14 protein-coding genes are annotated in these 15,848 nt (G+C 55.0%); 6 read left to right on the top strand and 8 right to left on the bottom strand.

Going from position 1 to position 15,848, the window contains the following annotated elements; genetic code table 11:
• Positions 1 to 28 precede the first annotated feature (28 nt).
• Positions 29 to 673 (top strand): LysE family translocator, encoded by a 645-nt coding sequence (locus FJW00_RS18890; protein ID WP_140925374.1) that lies wholly within the window; start codon positions 29 to 31, stop codon positions 671 to 673.
• A 148-nt stretch (positions 674 to 821) separates the two neighbouring features.
• Positions 822 to 2,867, top strand: coding sequence for an FUSC family protein (locus tag FJW00_RS18885; protein WP_140925372.1), 2,046 nt, complete (start codon positions 822 to 824; stop codon positions 2,865 to 2,867).
• 206 nt (positions 2,868 to 3,073) lie between these two features.
• On the opposite strand, the gene FJW00_RS18880 is transcribed toward FJW00_RS18885, so the two are convergent.
• From FJW00_RS18880 to FJW00_RS22625, 7 genes are all read right to left on the bottom strand, one after another.
• The gene (locus tag FJW00_RS18880; protein WP_140028550.1) at positions 3,074 to 3,409 is read right to left on the bottom strand and encodes a gamma-glutamylcyclotransferase family protein; all 336 of its coding nucleotides are present in this window, start codon (positions 3,407 to 3,409) and stop codon (positions 3,074 to 3,076) included.
• 72 nt (positions 3,410 to 3,481) lie between these two features.
• Entirely contained in the window at positions 3,482 to 4,198 is a 717-nt protein-coding gene (locus FJW00_RS18875) for a fimbrial assembly chaperone (protein ID WP_140925370.1), read from the bottom strand.
• The gene (stbD, locus tag FJW00_RS18870) at positions 4,164 to 5,516 is read right to left on the bottom strand and encodes a fimbrial usher protein StbD (protein WP_140925481.1); all 1,353 of its coding nucleotides are present in this window, start codon (positions 5,514 to 5,516) and stop codon (positions 4,164 to 4,166) included. The genes FJW00_RS18875 and stbD overlap by 35 nt, the downstream gene beginning before the upstream one ends.
• Positions 5,491 to 8,076, bottom strand: a complete 2,586-nt coding sequence (locus tag FJW00_RS18865; protein ID WP_258317052.1) for a fimbrial outer membrane usher protein — start codon at positions 8,074 to 8,076, stop codon at positions 5,491 to 5,493. Before FJW00_RS18865 ends, stbD begins: the two co-directional genes overlap by 26 nt.
• Positions 8,027 to 8,773: a fimbria/pilus periplasmic chaperone gene (locus tag FJW00_RS18860; protein WP_111208417.1), complete on the bottom strand. Its 747-nt coding sequence runs from the start codon at positions 8,771 to 8,773 to the stop codon at positions 8,027 to 8,029. Before FJW00_RS18860 ends, FJW00_RS18865 begins: the two co-directional genes overlap by 50 nt.
• Before the next feature lie 57 nt (positions 8,774 to 8,830).
• Positions 8,831 to 9,376 (bottom strand): fimbrial protein, encoded by a 546-nt coding sequence (locus FJW00_RS18855; protein ID WP_009090205.1) that lies wholly within the window; start codon positions 9,374 to 9,376, stop codon positions 8,831 to 8,833.
• Positions 9,377 to 9,396: 20 nt separating this feature from the next.
• Positions 9,397 to 10,011: a helix-turn-helix domain-containing protein gene (locus FJW00_RS22625; RefSeq protein WP_230200881.1), complete on the bottom strand. Its 615-nt coding sequence runs from the start codon at positions 10,009 to 10,011 to the stop codon at positions 9,397 to 9,399.
• Positions 10,012 to 10,812: 801 nt separating this feature from the next.
• Here FJW00_RS22625 and FJW00_RS18845 point away from each other — a divergent pair.
• Positions 10,813 to 11,055 (top strand): hypothetical protein, encoded by a 243-nt coding sequence (locus FJW00_RS18845; protein WP_140925368.1) that lies wholly within the window; start codon positions 10,813 to 10,815, stop codon positions 11,053 to 11,055.
• Positions 11,056 to 12,287: 1,232 nt separating this feature from the next.
• A complete protein-coding gene (gene uraH, locus FJW00_RS18840; RefSeq protein WP_140925365.1) occupies positions 12,288 to 12,710 on the top strand; it encodes a hydroxyisourate hydrolase in 423 nt (140 codons plus the stop codon).
• A gap of 22 nt (positions 12,711 to 12,732) precedes the next feature.
• Here uraH and FJW00_RS18835 read toward each other — a convergent pair whose 3' ends face one another.
• Positions 12,733 to 13,656 carry a LysR family transcriptional regulator gene (locus FJW00_RS18835; protein ID WP_140028545.1) on the bottom strand — a complete coding sequence of 308 codons (924 nt, stop codon included), beginning with the start codon at positions 13,654 to 13,656 and terminating at the stop codon, positions 12,733 to 12,735.
• Between the two features lie 152 nt (positions 13,657 to 13,808).
• Here FJW00_RS18835 and FJW00_RS18830 point away from each other — a divergent pair, with 152 nt between their 5' ends.
• Both FJW00_RS18830 and FJW00_RS18825 read left to right on the top strand, forming a co-directional pair.
• The gene (locus tag FJW00_RS18830; RefSeq protein WP_140925363.1) at positions 13,809 to 14,558 is read left to right on the top strand and encodes an SDR family NAD(P)-dependent oxidoreductase; all 750 of its coding nucleotides are present in this window, start codon (positions 13,809 to 13,811) and stop codon (positions 14,556 to 14,558) included.
• A gap of 156 nt (positions 14,559 to 14,714) precedes the next feature.
• Positions 14,715 to 15,815 (top strand): NADH:flavin oxidoreductase/NADH oxidase, encoded by a 1,101-nt coding sequence (locus tag FJW00_RS18825; RefSeq protein WP_140925361.1) that lies wholly within the window; start codon positions 14,715 to 14,717, stop codon positions 15,813 to 15,815.
• Positions 15,816 to 15,848 lie beyond the last annotated feature (33 nt).

Raw genomic sequence — 15,848 nt, 5'->3', positions numbered from 1 at the left:
TTAAATCTTATTGCTGTCAGGAGGCTTCATGCTGGATATTGTTCATTTTCCGCTGTTTCTGGCGTCGGTGGTGCTGCTCTGCATTACGCCGGGCCCCGATCTCGCTTATGTTGTCGGACAAAGTGTGGCTCGGGGGCGACAGGCCGGTGTTCTCTCGGCGTCGGGCGTGGCGCTGGGAAGCTGTACGCATGCAGTTGCCAGTGCGCTGGGCTTAACGGCGCTGATTGCGGCCTCGCCGCTGCTGTTCACCGTCATTAAATATACGGGCGCAGCCTACCTGATCTATCTGGGGACGAAGATGATCGTGGCGACGTTCCGCGTCCGTCACGTCTTCAGGCCGGAGGGAGTGGAGGCGGTCGCACAGACTGAAACCCGTCAGCTGCTGCTGCGCGGCTTTATTACCTCGATAACCAATCCCAAAGTGCTGCTGTTCTTCATCGCCTTCTTTCCTCAGTTTGTGACGGTGGAGGGCGATCATCATGCCATCTCCTTTCTGCTGCTGGGTCTGGCCTATGCGCTGACGGGCCTGATAACGGATGTGCTGTTTGCCCTGCTGGCAGGCGGTGCCGCCGGCGCCGTTGCGAAGAATCAGGCCCTGCAGAAGGCGCTCGATCGGGTGGTGGGTGCCACCTTTATCGGGCTGGGCATCCGTCTGGCGCTGACGCGTCGCTAACCGCTTTTCATCCCGCCCGAAACAGACCTGTCTCCCCTGAAACCGGCCCCGTCAGGCCGGTAATAATTTGTATAAGTTAACTGAGAGTAAAACGCAGGCGCATCTGTCAGGATACGCGCCTCAGAAAGCTCCTGGTTGCTCTCATTCGATGAAATGGTTTACCAAAAACGCGGTTTTGTTTGCCTGCAAAACTTCTCTTGCCGCGTTTATTGCACTCTCTGTGGCGCTGCTTCTTAACTTTGAAAAACCTGCCTGGGCGCTCACGACCGTTTTTGTGACTTCACAGCTCTATGCGGCCTCAACCGTGTCGAAATCCCTGTTTCGTCTGCTGGGTACGCTGCTGGGGGGCCTCTTTATTCTGCTGATCTACCCCGAAACGGTGCAGTCGCCGGTTCTGTTCAGCCTCTGCGTGTCACTGTGGGTAACGGTCTGCCTCTATCTCTCGCTGCATGACCGCACGCCAAAGAGCTACATCTTTATGCTGGGCGGGTATAGCGCCGCCATTATGGGCTTTCCCGACGTGGATACGCCGTCAGCCATTATCAATACGGTCATTTCACGTATTGAGGAGATCACGCTCGGCATCCTCTGTAGCACCCTGGTTCACCGGCTGGTGTTTCCGGTGTCGATGCATCATCTGCTCGGCCAGAGCGTGAATCTCTGGTTTCAGAATGCGCGCAGGCTATGCGATGAGCTGATCAGCGGAATGGCAAAGAACAAATCGCTGGAGCGGGAAGATATCCTGATTCAGATGGCCGGTTATCCGCTGAACGTTGAAACACTGCTGACCCACTGTGTCTATGAGGGGGAGGCGGCGCGTAACGTCATCCGTCTGGTCAGCGTGCAGTATCAGCATCTGACCTATCTGCTGCCGACGCTCACCGCGATTGAGTCACGGCTGGGCGTACTGGCGGAGCTGAACATTCGTTTTCCAGCGTGCGTGACCGATGTGTTTCAGCAGTTTCTGTTGTGGCTGCATCACGATCGCGTTAATGACATCAACGGACTGCGTGAGGCGATCAATGCCGGGCAGGTGAACCTTGAGCAGTCGTGGCGGGCAGGGGAACTGGCGACCGAGGAGAGCCTGCTGCTGATCGGACTGCTGGAGCGGCTGGCAAACTTTGTGCGCATTGCCGATGCCTATGAGAATGTCAGCGCCCGTGCCGGGGATCTCTACAGTCATGGCGACGGGGCGGCTATCCGTAATATCCGTGAGCATCGCCATATCGACAAAGGGCTGTTGAGGCTGTCGGCGCTGACGGCTTTTCTGGCGACCTTTCTCTCCAGTCTCTTCTGGATTGGCAGCGGCTGGGCCGACGGGGCGAATGCACCGCTGATGGCGGCGATTATCAGTTCGTTTTTTGCCGGTGTCGATTCGCCGGTGACGCCGATGAAGCTGTTTGTTAAAGGGGTGATGATTGCGCTGGTCGTGAGCCTGTTTTACATCGCTTTTCTCATCCCGCAGGCGAACACCTTACAGGCGCTGATGATCTGTCTGCTGCCCGGTCTGATGCTGCTGAGCCTGGTGATTGCGAATCCGGCCACTAACCTGATCGGGCTGAGCGTGGCGATTCAGATCCCCGGCTTTATCGGGCTGAGTCACCACTTCGTGCCCAATCTTATCGTTACCCTGAATGCGGCGATCTCTTCGATGGTGGGGATTATGTTTGCCGTTGTGCTGACGGCGCTGATCCGCAACAAACGACCTTCATGGATAGCGCGAAGAGCGGTACAGCGCGGCCTGCGCGATCTGTTAGGGTTTATCAAAATGGTGGAGCGTAACGCCGCCACGCTGCTGTCACGGCAGCAGTTTATTGCACGCATGCTCGACAGGGTGAATATCATTCTGCCGCGGAAACGGCTCGACCCGGTGCCGGATATCGTGGTGGGGGGCTATCTGATTACGGAAACCTGGCTGGGGGCGAACTGCTATGACTTTTATGCGCGCTATCGCGAGGTGCTGGAACGGCATGGGATTGATAGCGGGCAGATGTTTCACGAGCTGGGGCTCTATCTGAAGCGCAAGATGAAGTCACTGCAGTTAACACCGCATCAGGATTTGCTGGAGGAGCTTGATCTGCTGCTGCTGCGTCTGGAGAGCCTGGCCCGGCAGGATAGTGAGGCCGTCGCGCCCCTGATCCACCTGTTTAACATCCGGGTCTCGCTGTTTCCGCATCAGCGCTGGCCGGAATGAAAGGGCAGAAACGCGGGCTGGTGGTCTGAAGAGGCTGGTGGCCCGGAACAGGTCTTAACGGCAATCTATTTTAGTTACATCATACATTAGATCTCTTCGTGTAACTTGAATTCGGCATAGTGCCTGTTTGTCATGTCTGGCAGAAAAGGGAGGCGGGCTGACAGAATCGCGCCCGGAAGCAGGGCGCGAATTGCAGAACCGGGGTATCAGCACTGTTCACGGGGCTGAAGCTGATAGATCCAGGCGCTGAGCTGCTGATTATCGTGGGTAGAGACGCACACTTCGACGCGATCATAGCCCTCCTCAAACGCATCCAGCATCGGCCAGTGAGCCGCCAGCTTATCGGAGGTAAAGAGAAAACCCGGCACCTGCGGGCCGTGCTCATCCAGAATAATGCCAGGAAAATCAGCCGCTGCACCCCAGCCGCGTTCATAGAAGGTGCCCGTGACCGAACCGGCGAGCCACTCTCCGCCGATATTCTCCAGGATATGCGCATTTTCACGTCCAGGGCAGAGCGTGCCGTAAACAAATAAACGTTTCATTTTCCCTCATCCAGACTGCAAACAGAAACAGGCAACTTTAGCGTGCCGGGACGCCATTGTCCTGCAAAACATTCACTTAAAAGCCGTGGTGTAGTTAACCGGAATGCCCTGGTCGTTGATCACCGTATAGTTCAGCGCCGTTCCATAAGAGAGCGCGGCCTGGCTCTCTGCCTGCAGCTCCGCGTGCGGGGCGATCATCAGGTTTTTAATCGCTGCCTGACCTTCAGGTTTGACGTTCAGGCTCATAAACCAGGGCGTCGGGTTGGTTATCGTGATTTTATCTCCCGTGACGGCGAAACGAAGCTTTTCCGGGTCGGTCGCCTGAGGCGCGTGAAGTCCCGCAGGCCGGATAAAAATCTTCAGCCGGATTCGCAGCGGCAGCACGACTCTGCGCTCAGCCGCGTCAGGCGCTTTTTTCAGCGCCGGAATCTGGTAAATATTCAGCCAGAAGAGACTCTCTTTACTGGCGGGAAGCGCATCGCGTGAGGTCAGCATCAGGCGCAGCGATCGCATCTCGCCCGGAACCATTTTTACCACTGGCGGCAAGACAAGCACGGGCGTGATGCTGGCATCCGGTGACAGCGTCACGTTACCATCATCCGTCCAGAGTTGCAGAAACGTCTCGGTGTTGCCGCTGTTGACGACGTTAATCGACTGCGTCAGATCTGCCTGATTAAACACGATCCGGGTCTTATCCACGTTGACCACTGCCCAGACGCTGGACGAGAGCAGAACGCCAGATAACACAATGAGGTTACTGAAAACTAACCACAACCTGTAATTGCGCATTTACTGCTCCTGCTGTAATGGTTTGCCCGCTGATGGCTTCAAGGGAGGCGGTAAAATCACCGCTGTAGATATCACTGCCTCCGGAGGAGACCTGCGAGGTTAAATCTTTGTAGGCATACCAGCCGCGGCTGTTGCCGGTGCCTGTGCTGGCGCGGTCCGGCAGTAAATTGATGGGGGTATTGTTGCTGTCATAAATTCTGATACCGACGCCGGAGGCGGCAGTGCTGCTGCCATAATGGGTATCCAGCAGCCAGGTTAACCCGCCGCCCGAGGTGGTCAGCCCCAGATTTCTCGCCTCTATAACCGCATTAGACTGGTTAACCAGAAAGCCCATGGCGACATTGGCCGAAGTGGTCGTCGACGTGGCGGTGCCGGAGAGTGCGCCCGATTCGCACTGGATGGTGATCGTAAATGGAGCCTGGCTTTTTCCGCCTGCCGCGAGCGTGCTGGCGCTCACGGTAGGCAGCAGTACCACCGACGGATAATCCTGAACTTCACACAGTGCGCCGCGCACATAGGTGACGTTAGAGTAGGTGCTCCACGCTGCCGGCCAGTTACGGTACCAGCCGTACCAGTAAGAGAGGCTGTCCTGGCCCACCTGGAGGCTATTGGTGTCGAGTCCCGGACCTTTGAAAGCGATGTAACCCCGCGGCTGTGTCCAAGTGTCCACGTAACGATTACTGTTGCTGGCGTAATAGCGGGTTGAGTCAATTTTAAACATCTCATACAGCACATTGCTGAAGGCGCTGGCCGGAATGTAGATATAGGTGCCATCGGAATACCAGTCGCTGGCCGTCAGCTGACGCGCTTTCCAGTAGCGGCTGTAATATTCGCCGGTTGAGAGGTTAGTCAGCCTGACCGCGACATTTGCGGCGACATCATAATAAGCGCCGTCCACTTCAGACGTAACGTATTGCCCGGCATAGGGACTGTCACCATTGGTGGCGTACATCTCATACAGGCTGTCGGCATCCGCCACGGCGCAGCGGTAGAGAATCTGATTAGCCGAGTAGGGAACGTTGCTGGCCGAGGAGAGAAAGCTCCCCACCGAGCTGGCCAGCAGGGTGCCGGAGGGCTGAAAGGTCTTTCCGCTGTTAATGCTGATCACGGACGGCAGCCCGACATTCCCGGAACAGGTGTCGCAGGCACCGGTCCAGCTGGCGGCGGTGTAGCCCGCCGCAATCGCGCTCTGAGAGAGCGAAGAGGTGGAGGTGACCACGCTGCAATTCGCCCAGGCGGGCACATTAAGCAGCAGTAACACGATATACAGGAGTAATTTTTCGATTCTCACACTATTCACCCTTGCGGCAGACGGCATCCAGGCGAACGATATTCTCATTCACGCGTCCGGTTATCTGATAATTAACGAGGCAGGTTTTATGCCCTTTATTTTGCCAGCTGACCCTTAAGGTGCCGGAGTCATGCGGAACGCGGGCATAGACCTGTCCGCCCTGACCGACAATGCCGATGACGGTATTATCCGCGTCACGGACTTCACTCCCCATCGGCGGAATCTCCTGATCGTCACTCTTCAGCGCGATCAACACCGCCTTGCCCTGCAGGGTGGCAAAATTAATCCGCGTCACGGAACCGGCATAGGGCACCACGCGCTGGCTGCCGCCACTTAATTCCGCATCGCTATTCATGTAGCGGGTATCCAGGCTGACGGTATTCGCCTGATAAGGCGTGAGCGAAGGCAGGATAGCGTAACCCGCATGATCGATAACCGCGCCCTGGCCGTTACGCACGCTGGCGCCCTGAGCGCCTTCCGCATGAATCAGCGCAAAGGTATCGCTGGTATAGGGGCCGGCTGTAATACCGCCGGAATGGATCAGCAACGTGCCCGACAGACCCAGACCCGCCTGACGGTAGTTATCACCCTGGCCATAGTTCGCTCTGACGCCGCCCACGCGGGTATTCTGCTGCACGTTTCCGCCAAACGAGGCGCGCTGGCTGCCGCTATTCTGCGTCTGCCCGGTTCCGCCATACAGCGACCAGGAGAGCTGATTGTTCTCGCCCGACGAACCGGTGAGTGAGAGCGTGGAATTGCGCGTCTCTTTAGACTGGTTGTAGTTATAGGCCACGGAAGCGTTGTGATTGCTCCAGTTCAGCGGGACGGAAACATTCAGGGCAACAGTATTCTCGGTGTACTTCTCCCGATAGCTATTATCGCCTTCGTCCAGGCTCAGCCCGAAGCGATCGCTGCTCCAGGTGGTGCGCTGGCGGGCGACGTTGAGACTGTAACTGATGTTATGCCAGCTGTTGTTGTAACCGAGCTGAAGCTGGGTAATGCGGGAGCGGTTATTGTAATAATCCGCTGTGCTGGCACTCAGGCTGATCAAGCCATAGTCAGCCATTGTCTGACTCAGCGTGACAGAAAAGTTATTACGCTGATGCAGCGTGTCGGAGTAGTAGCGGAGGCCACCATCCTGCTGGCGACGTACGCCCAGCACATCCTGCAGGTCGCGATAACCGCGGGTTGAGTAGCGATAGGCAGCCAGGACCACATTGGTGCCGGTGGTAAAGGTTTTGCTGTAGCTCAGTTCAGCGCGCCATCCCGTGGCAGTCTGGTTCTGTGCCACCTTTGCATCCGAGAAGGTGGTATTCAGTCCCACGGCGCCCGCCGCAGAGCTCCAGACAGCACCAAGCAGCCAGGCCTGATAATCCTCAGCCAGGCGCGAACCCGCCGTCGCGGTCAGCTGGTTGCTGATACCGCGCTGCAGCAATCCTTCAAAGAAGGTGTTATTGACGGAGTAGAACTGTCGCACCCGTCCCAGGGCAACGGAATAGTGCCAATTACCCGGCCTGACCGAATCGGGCACCGAGGCATAGGGGACGGTAAACGAGGACGTTTTGCCACTCGCTTCAACAATCTCCACGTCGAGATCGCCCTGGCTGCGGGTATTGTACAAATCGTTAATGACAAAAGGCCCCGGAGCCACGCTGGTCTCATAAATAACGCGATTGAGCTGCCTGACGATAACCCGCGCGCTGGAAGAGGCAACGCCCCGGATCTCCGGCGCGTAACCCCGACGGCTTTGCGGGCGCATCCTCTCATCCGTTGACAGCTTAATCCCGTTATAGGACAGGCTGCCAAACTGCGAACTTTCTGTGTAGCTGTCGCCAACGGTCAGCACACTGTTCAGCGGTTCGATGGGGCGCTGAAGCCAGGTTCTGACCGTGGTATAACGCGCGTCGCTGCCGGTGACGTTATTGTCGATAACCCGCAGATTGCCCTGATGGCGCAGCTGCCAGTTATCGATATTGGTGCCCGCCGTGACACCGCTCCAGAGATACTGATATCGGTAACCGGAGGCGCTATTTTCCGTCCAGCTATAGTTGGTGTTATGCCGGATGAAAAGGGCGGTGATCCCTTTATCCCACTCGGAAACGGGGATGGTTCCGCGAGGCAGACGGATTAACTCCGCATCCGGAATCGTCAATTGCAGCCGCAGTGATGACTGATCAAATTGCCAGCTGGCCGCGGAGGACCAGTGACGCAAAGGCTGGCATTGCTCGCTGGCTGCGGTTTTATTCAGTGACTTAAGGCGCAGTGATTCCGCCACCTTCAGGGGAAGGCAGGGTTCAATGGGCTGACCTTTTTCTGCTGATAAAAAGGTGAGTGTGACGCCGCTTTTGATCAGCTTATTATTGAGATAAATGTCGACATAATAGCTGCCGGGGGCAATCGTCTGATGATTAAACTGTTCGATATTCTGGCCAAAAGCCGAACCTTTAAACAGTGAAGGATCAAAGTAATATTCCTCAGCGTGTCCATACGTTGAAAAAGTGAAGGAGGCACAGAGAGGTAAAAAAAGGGTGCGGATATTACCTGGCTGCAAGCGGATAATCTTCACTGACTTTCGCTCCCTGGTCATTCATTGCTGAAAGAGAGACCACGCTGTTCGCGGGTAACGCGTGCGTTGCCGCTTTGCACCTGACAATTTTTTTAGAGAAAGGCGCAATCATATCGGCGTCGCAGGCTATTTTTTTGTCTGCTGTTTTTAGCGTTACGTCGGTCAGCGAGAAAAACCAGGGCTGGGTGTTATTGATTTCGAGGCCCTCTTTTTTCGCCGTTATTTTTATTCCGCTGAAAATATCCCCCGGCTGACCAATCGCCGTAGGCCGGTAGAAGAGTTTCATGCGGTTGCGTAACATTAAAACGATACTGTTACGGCCTGACTCGCCCTGAATATTGGCGGGCGGAATTTGCAGGGAGTTGAACCAGTAGACCGTTTCGCGATCCTGCGGTAAGGAGGCCTCTGGCGTAAAGCGGATTCTCAGCACCTGACCAGTCAGAGGCTGAATCCGGAATAACGGAGGGGTGATAATAAAAGGCACGTCACTCTTATCGCCCGGTTGCGAATCCATATTGCCATTATCAAACCAGGCCTGAATAACATACGGAATATTATCGTTGTTCTTTAACTGAACATCGACGGAGAGAGCATTGCCGGGATAAATAATACGGCTACCCAGAATCGTGACGCTCGCCTGGACTTTATCCGAAATAAACGTCATCAACAGAATGAAAATGACGAACAGTGAGGGGTAGAGCACAATGCGTGAATACATGTCAGAGATCTCAAGCGTGGCGTGCGTACCCGGGATACCGGATACGCACGAAAACGATTACTGATAAGTCACGGCGTATTGCAGTGATGCGGTCACGGTACCGGCCGTTGGTGTGCCTGATGCATAGTAGCGGGCAGAGTAGGTGGCTGAGCCTGAGGTTTCCCCTGCCTGAAGCGTCATATCGCCGCTGCCGGTGTAACCGCTGGTCAGATCGACGACGGTATCTTTCGGGTCGAGGATCTGAACCTCAACGTTTTTCGCGGTGCCGGTGTTCGACAGGTTGCCGGCAGCGCTGACGTTATTGCCCACGAAGACCGTGGAGATTTTCGTGGTCTTGGTGCTGTCACCGGTACAGCCGCTTACGCCCACGGTGAAGGGGGTTTCGCCCGCTGTCGCACCTGAGGCCGCAAGGTCAGAGGTACTCACGGTTGGCAGCAGAACGACAGGTGAAGCGTTGTTACCGTTCACCGACACCGAACAGGTTTCGGTGGTCACTTCGCCCTGGAAGTTGATGGTGTTATCAGAAGCCGCAGAGACGCTGGCTGAAACCAGCGCGGCACTGATTAACACCGCAAGATTAAGCGTTCTGAAATGGGTGTTCATGTCATACTCCTTTATCATCGTTATACGGAAAGCAATTGGTTGAGGCTGATGCCCATTTTCCGGCGAATAGCCTCTTTGATGTTATAAACACGCTTGATTTCAACTCCCATTTCTCTGGCAATAATCGGCAGTGAGAGTCCATTCACTGCCAGATCAAGGAACTGAACTTCATCCTGTTTAAACGCATTCACTTTTTTTCTGACGTCGCCCTTCAGGCCGAAATAGCAGCCATTAATCTGACGGCTTATCTCTTCACGCGACTGATCGGCATAAATAACGGTCTGGATACGCAGGTCTTCTTTTTGCCAGAACGCGGCAAGGGATTGCATATAGCGATCGCTGACGATAATCAGCATCAATCCGGTGTTTTTTAAATATTCAATCCAGTTACTGTTGGTAAAATACCTGATATTCTCTCTTGAGAAGTCAACAAATATGCATCCCCGGCAAAAGATGCTTTCATATTTTCCCGCCACCATACTAAGCAGGGATGAAGAGAAAAAATGATTTCCTCCGGGCCAGGTGGTAATTTTTTGCAGCGGACATCGGTTATAAATGTCTGATGCGCGATGGGCGAGATCGCAGCCATATTTACAACTGGCGCAGCGAATTTCCTCTCTGGTTATCTTTATCATAATATTCTGGTGCTGTTGCGAGAGTTGTATTTATTTTATCGATAAAAATCTCCGCGTTTCAAGGCGATGAAAATTACCTGCTATTTCCTGCATTCGGATTTTTCTTAACGCACCTCCTCCGTGGCCTGGCGTAATATTGATTGAAAATTCGGGACAAAAACGTCTGCCGCCCACTCAGCATTAGTGAGAGACCTGGATTTTTTTACGTCTGTTAGGAATATTTCGCAAATAACGCTGTTTTGATCAATAAAAATTCCGCACGCAAAGCTAAATATGCGCGAATTTTGATCAGTGTCATTTTTTGTATATTTTTGACGCCGGATTGTCGCTGGGGAATAACCTGTTGTTGTCGCTCTTAATGCAAATCCTCTTATTAATACCCGTTGGTTATTTTTCTAATCCTGTTGAGTCAGAACCTCAGAACTACTATTTATCGCTCAGAAAATCCTTTTATTAAGAAAAGTCCTGGTAACAAAGATGTTAATTGACGCATCTGCTAAAAATATTGATCTAAATCAGTAATTTAGCGCGTGTTATCTGTTCTGTTTTCAGCATTGTCATTAATTCTCTATTTAATTTTACGCAGGAAATGATTATTCAGCTTTTGTATAAAATAATCGCTGCGCATTGACGTTTAGCTGCTCTGGCCGGTTTTAATAAACCAGTAAGGCTGATTACTGAACAGACAGAGCAGGGATGTTATGTTGTTTTGTCTCCCGTAAACGTCTTATCAAAACCGATTGTCTCTGACTGAATCTCTGCAGGTCATCAACAGGCGCGGCCGATGCGGCAGGCTTTATCATGACGATGCGCGTACGTGTACAGGAGCAGGCGTTGTTGGTGCCGCTGAGCGAGAGTAAAAAGCAGGCGTTCAGGAGACGCATTTACAGCATTTCTGTGGCCGTCAGCCCTGATAAGAGCGCTAATTTTCACGTAGCGACGTCTCTGGCGGAGTGCGGAAAGCCGCCGGATGGCGTTAAACGAACAAAGCGCAGAGACGTGCAGACCGGACGCCCAATTCAGAGCAAAGCGGAAAGCGATTGAAAAGCTGAGCGCGCAACATGTCACGAGCGCTCAATTCATTCACTTAGCCGTAAAGATGAAGCCGGGTGTGACATCTTCGGCATCGGGCACTGAAGAGAGCGAGTGAATCAGGCTGCGAAGAGAATGCCGGACGGATGCGCAGCAAACCATAAGCCATTCAGAAAAGCGGATGCGTGGCGGTGAGAAGATGAGGCTAAGTTGCACAGAGATTTACGGCCAGGCAAAAAACAGCCAGGATCGGTGCCGGAAGGTAAACAGCGAGGCCCAACCCTGATAATGGTAAAAATGCGCATAATGTATATTATGTTAAATAAGATATCTGATAACGGCTGTGGCTGCGTTATCTCGTTCCCTGCCGTGCTGCTGCCGACTTCGTTCCTGCCCGTCTGATGAGGCAATTATGATTCCCGGTCAACCCGATACCGGCTGTTCCCTTAGCGGCGATAACTTTCCGCGTATTCATCTTCCGGCACGTCTGCTGATGAACATCATGCGATTCTTTGCTTCCACTGTTTTGAGCTGCCTGCACTGAAGCCTTATCAATCTCTTCGCACTCTCCGAAAAACGCCCACCTTCCCGGATGATTCCTCTTTCACAGCCATCCCCATTATTCCCGGCGTCCCTGAAAGCCAGCGCTGCTGGCGTACGTGCGTGACTTTGCGGCTGATGATGCCGGTAAGATCCTGGGTAAATGCATCCTGGCTACCTCTGCTGGCAACGGATTCTGTTTCACGGCCAGTTCAGTAACGGGCGCAGATGACGCCCTGACAGGCAAAGTATTCAGCGTGCGTCGCCCAGGCATACCGGCCCGATGACGCAAACCGCGTGGATTACAGGCCGTTCGGTGAGTATGGTCCTGAATTTTCTCATCCCTCTGAATCAGCTGGATTTTATCACCCGCCAGGGGCTACAATCCGGGAGCATTCAATAGAATGCCTCCCATACACCTGACGGGTTTCTGTGACGCTGTCACGCTTGCTATCACTGTTTTCCCACCCTGCGATTCTGCTGCCTTCTCCTTTGCATACCTTCTGGCCGCCGCTTTATCCTGATCAGCGATATTGGCACAGAGCTCAACTCAGGTAATGAGAGAGAGTATGTATGATGTAACTAAAAAGGCATGCGCTTCTGGGAAATTTCACATTTAGCGCCGTTAAATGTCCCTTTCGCCTCAGCCCGATTACGCTTCAGCACAACAACACGCACTCCAACAGTCAATAAAGGAAACATTGATGAAAAAGACAACGGCTCTGATTGCCACCTTACTGATGACCTCTGGCGTATCTGCTGTCGCCGCTCAGCCTGCCGCTGCGAAAAATCCACTGAGCGTACACGTGCTCAACCTGCAGACCGGTCAGCCCACCGCGGGCATTGAAGTCGAGCTGGATCAGAAGCAGCAGAATAACTGGGTGAAACTGGCTTCTGGCGTGACGGATAACAATGGCCGCATCAGCGCCCTGTTCCCGCAGGACAAAACGGCCAGCGCCGGCAGCTATCGCGTCGTGTTTAAAACCGGTGATTTTTATAAGAAGAGCAGCCAGAAAACCTTCTTCCCTGAGATCCCGGTGGAGTTCAACATGGAAGCCAGCGGTGAGCACTACCATATCCCCCTGCTGCTGAGCCCGTTTGGTTACTCAACCTATCGCGGCAACTGATTGATTCTGCCCAATCCGGCATTCAGGTGCCGGATTGGGCCTCTCCCGCTATTCGCGCCGGAAAAGAGGCCACCAGCCAGTCGATAAACACCCGCAGGCGTTGCGTGACGTGCCGGTTCTGCGGATAAACCAGATGAAACGGATACCCGGCAGGACGCCAGTCGCGCAGGATCTCCACCATCTCACCCTGCCGCAGAATCGATGACAGCGAATAGCTGAAGGTCTGAATGATCCCCAGCCCGGCCAGCCCCGCAGCCAGATGTCCGTTGCTCTCATTGACGCCAATGCGATGCGCACTGGTTACCTCGATTTTTTCCCCGTCACGTTCAAACCGAAACGGAAAAGGCCTGCCGGTCTGCGGAGAGAGATAGCTCACCAGCCGGTGGCCGTTGCGCAGTTCATCCGGATAGGCCGGTACGCCAAAGGCTTTCAGATAGGCGGGCGTTGCACAGGTGATCAGCGTGGCGTGCCCAATCAGACGGGCGATCAGTGAGGAGTCCATCAGCGGACCGCCGCGGATCACACAGTCAGCATTGTCACTGATCAGGTCGATCGGACGATCCGAAACGCCGAGATCCAGCGTAATGTCAGGATAGCGGGCAAAGAAATCGGGCAGCAGCGGAATCAGAACGTCCCGGGCAGTCGAACCGCCGACATCAATGCGTAACTGCCCGCGTGGCTTACTGCGCAGTGCATTAAAACAGGCATCCACATCCTCAAGGTCGTGCAGAATACGCAGCGCCTTCTCATAATATTCCCGCCCTTCCGCAGTCACGGTCACTCGCCGTGTGGTGCGCTGCAAAAGCCTGACGGAGAGATGCGCCTCCAGCTCCTGCACCAGCTTGCTCACCGTCGCTTTCGGCATGTTCAGCGTATCTGCGGCACGGGTAAAACTGCCGCTCTCTACCACCCGTGAAAAGGCTCTGATCGCCAGCAACTGATCCATTCTCTGCCCCTATTGTCCACCCGTGTGGATAGTCATTTTCATTTTAGCGGATTTATCCGTCAATCCCGCTCTTTTACAGTGGCCCCCTGTCCGGCAGCGACGCTGACCGGGAAGCTTATCCTTATTCACTGACCGACTCCGGAGACGACTTTATGAGCGCATCACTCGCAGGAAAAATTGCCCTGGTCACAGGCGGAACAAGCGGAATTGGCCTGGCCACCGCACGGGAACTGGCGTCACAGGGCGCGCAGGTCTTTATTACGGGTCGCCGTCAGGCGGAACTGGATGCCGTCGTCGCGGACATCGGTGGAACGGTCACCGGTATCCGGGCAGATGCGTCACAGCTGCACGATCTCGACGACGTGTATGCCCGGATTGCGTCACGGTCGGGCCATCTGGATATCCTGTTCGCCAACGCCGGCGGAGGCGACATGCTGCCGCTGGGGGCGATCACAGAGGCGCATTTCGATCGTATCTTCGACACCAACGTACGCGGCGTGCTGTTTACGGTTCAGAAAGCGCTGCCACTGCTGGTTGATGGCGCGTCGGTTATTCTTACCGGCTCTACCGCCTCGGCTCAGGGTACCGCAGCCTTCAGTGTCTACAGCGCCAGTAAAGCCGCCGTGCGCAACTTTGCCCGTTCATGGGCGCTGGATCTGAAAGATCGCGGCATCCGGGTGAATGTGGTAAGTCCCGGCCCTGTCCGTACTCCGGGCCTGGGCGGGCTGGTCAGTGAGGAGCAGCGTCAGGGCCTGTTTGATGCGCTGGCTGCGCAGATACCGCTGGGTCGCCTGGGTGAGCCGCAGGAGGTGGCCAGAACCGTTGCCTTCCTGGCGTCAGATGCCGCCAGCTTTATCAATGCGACAGAACTGTTTGTCGATGGCGGAATGGCGCAGGTGTAACGTTACGCTTCAGACCCTGTGGCTGTCGCAGCAGGGTCTTCTGCTCCCCGACGCCGGGACACAATCACAAAATGTCACGTTGCATTACCCACGGTCTCCCCAATCCCCCGCTATAGTTATTGCCTGTCACATTCGTCATAACACCATGGAGATCACATGAGCCAACTTTTTTCCACTGTCTCACTGGGCGACCTTACGCTGGATAACCGCATTGTGATTGCGCCGATGTGCCAGTACTCAGCCGAAGCCGGTAATGCTACAGCCTGGCACCGCATCCACCTGGGTCAGCTTTCTTTTTCCGGCGCAGGCCTGATGATTATCGAAGCCACGGCGGTCGAAGACATTGGCCGCATCTCTCCCGGCGATCTCGGATTGTGGAATGATGAGAATGAAGCCGCACTGAAAACGGTGCTGGAGGATGTGCGCCGTTACTCCTCGATTCCGGTTGGCATTCAGCTGGGCCATGCCGGACGTAAAGCGTCGTGCGCGGTGCCCTGGGAAGGCGGCAAACAGATTGCACCGGATGCCGGCGGCTGGCAGACCATTGCCCCGTCAGCCGTGAGCTACAGCGCGGATGAAGTCAAACCGGTCGCGATGAGCGCCGATGACCTGGCCCGGGTGAAGCAGGCCTTTGTGGAGAGCGCCCTGCGTGCAGAGCGTCTGGGGCTGGATCTTATCGAAGTCCATGCTGCGCACGGCTATCTGTTGCATCAGTTCCTCTCTCCGCTGTCGAACCAGCGCACCGATGAGTATGGCGGATCGCTGGAGAACCGTATGCGCTTTCCGCTGGAAGTGTTCAGGGCGGTTCGTGACGCGGTTCCGGCCTCACTGCCGGTAGGCGTTCGCATTTCCGCGACGGACTGGGTCGAAGGCGGCTGGGAAATCAACCAGTCCATCGCCTTCTCGCGTGAGCTGGAAGCGCTGAACTGCGCCTATATCCATGTCTCCAGTGGCGGACTGTCGGAAGATCAGAAAATCAGCGTCGGCCCTAATTACCAGGTTCCGTTTGCCCGCGATATCCGTTCGCAGGTTTCCGTTCCGGTGATCGCGGTCGGCCTGATCACTGAGCCACAGCAGGCCGAGGATCTGCTGCAACAGGGCGAAGCCGATCTGGTGGCTCTGGCGCGCGGGATCCTCTACGACCCGCGCTGGCCATGGCATGCGGCCGCCGCGCTGGATGGCAAGGTGCAGGTGCCACCTCAGTATCTGCGCTCCGAACCGCATGACGTAAAAGGCATTCTGACCCAGGATCAGTAAGCCTTTCCCGGCAGACCGCTTATACAGGGGTCT

Source organism: Pantoea anthophila (assembly GCF_006494375.1).
Lineage (GTDB): Bacteria > Pseudomonadota > Gammaproteobacteria > Enterobacterales > Enterobacteriaceae > Pantoea > Pantoea anthophila.
Note: the sequence above shows the minus strand (reverse complement) of the source record. Positions and strands in the feature narration are given on the sequence as shown.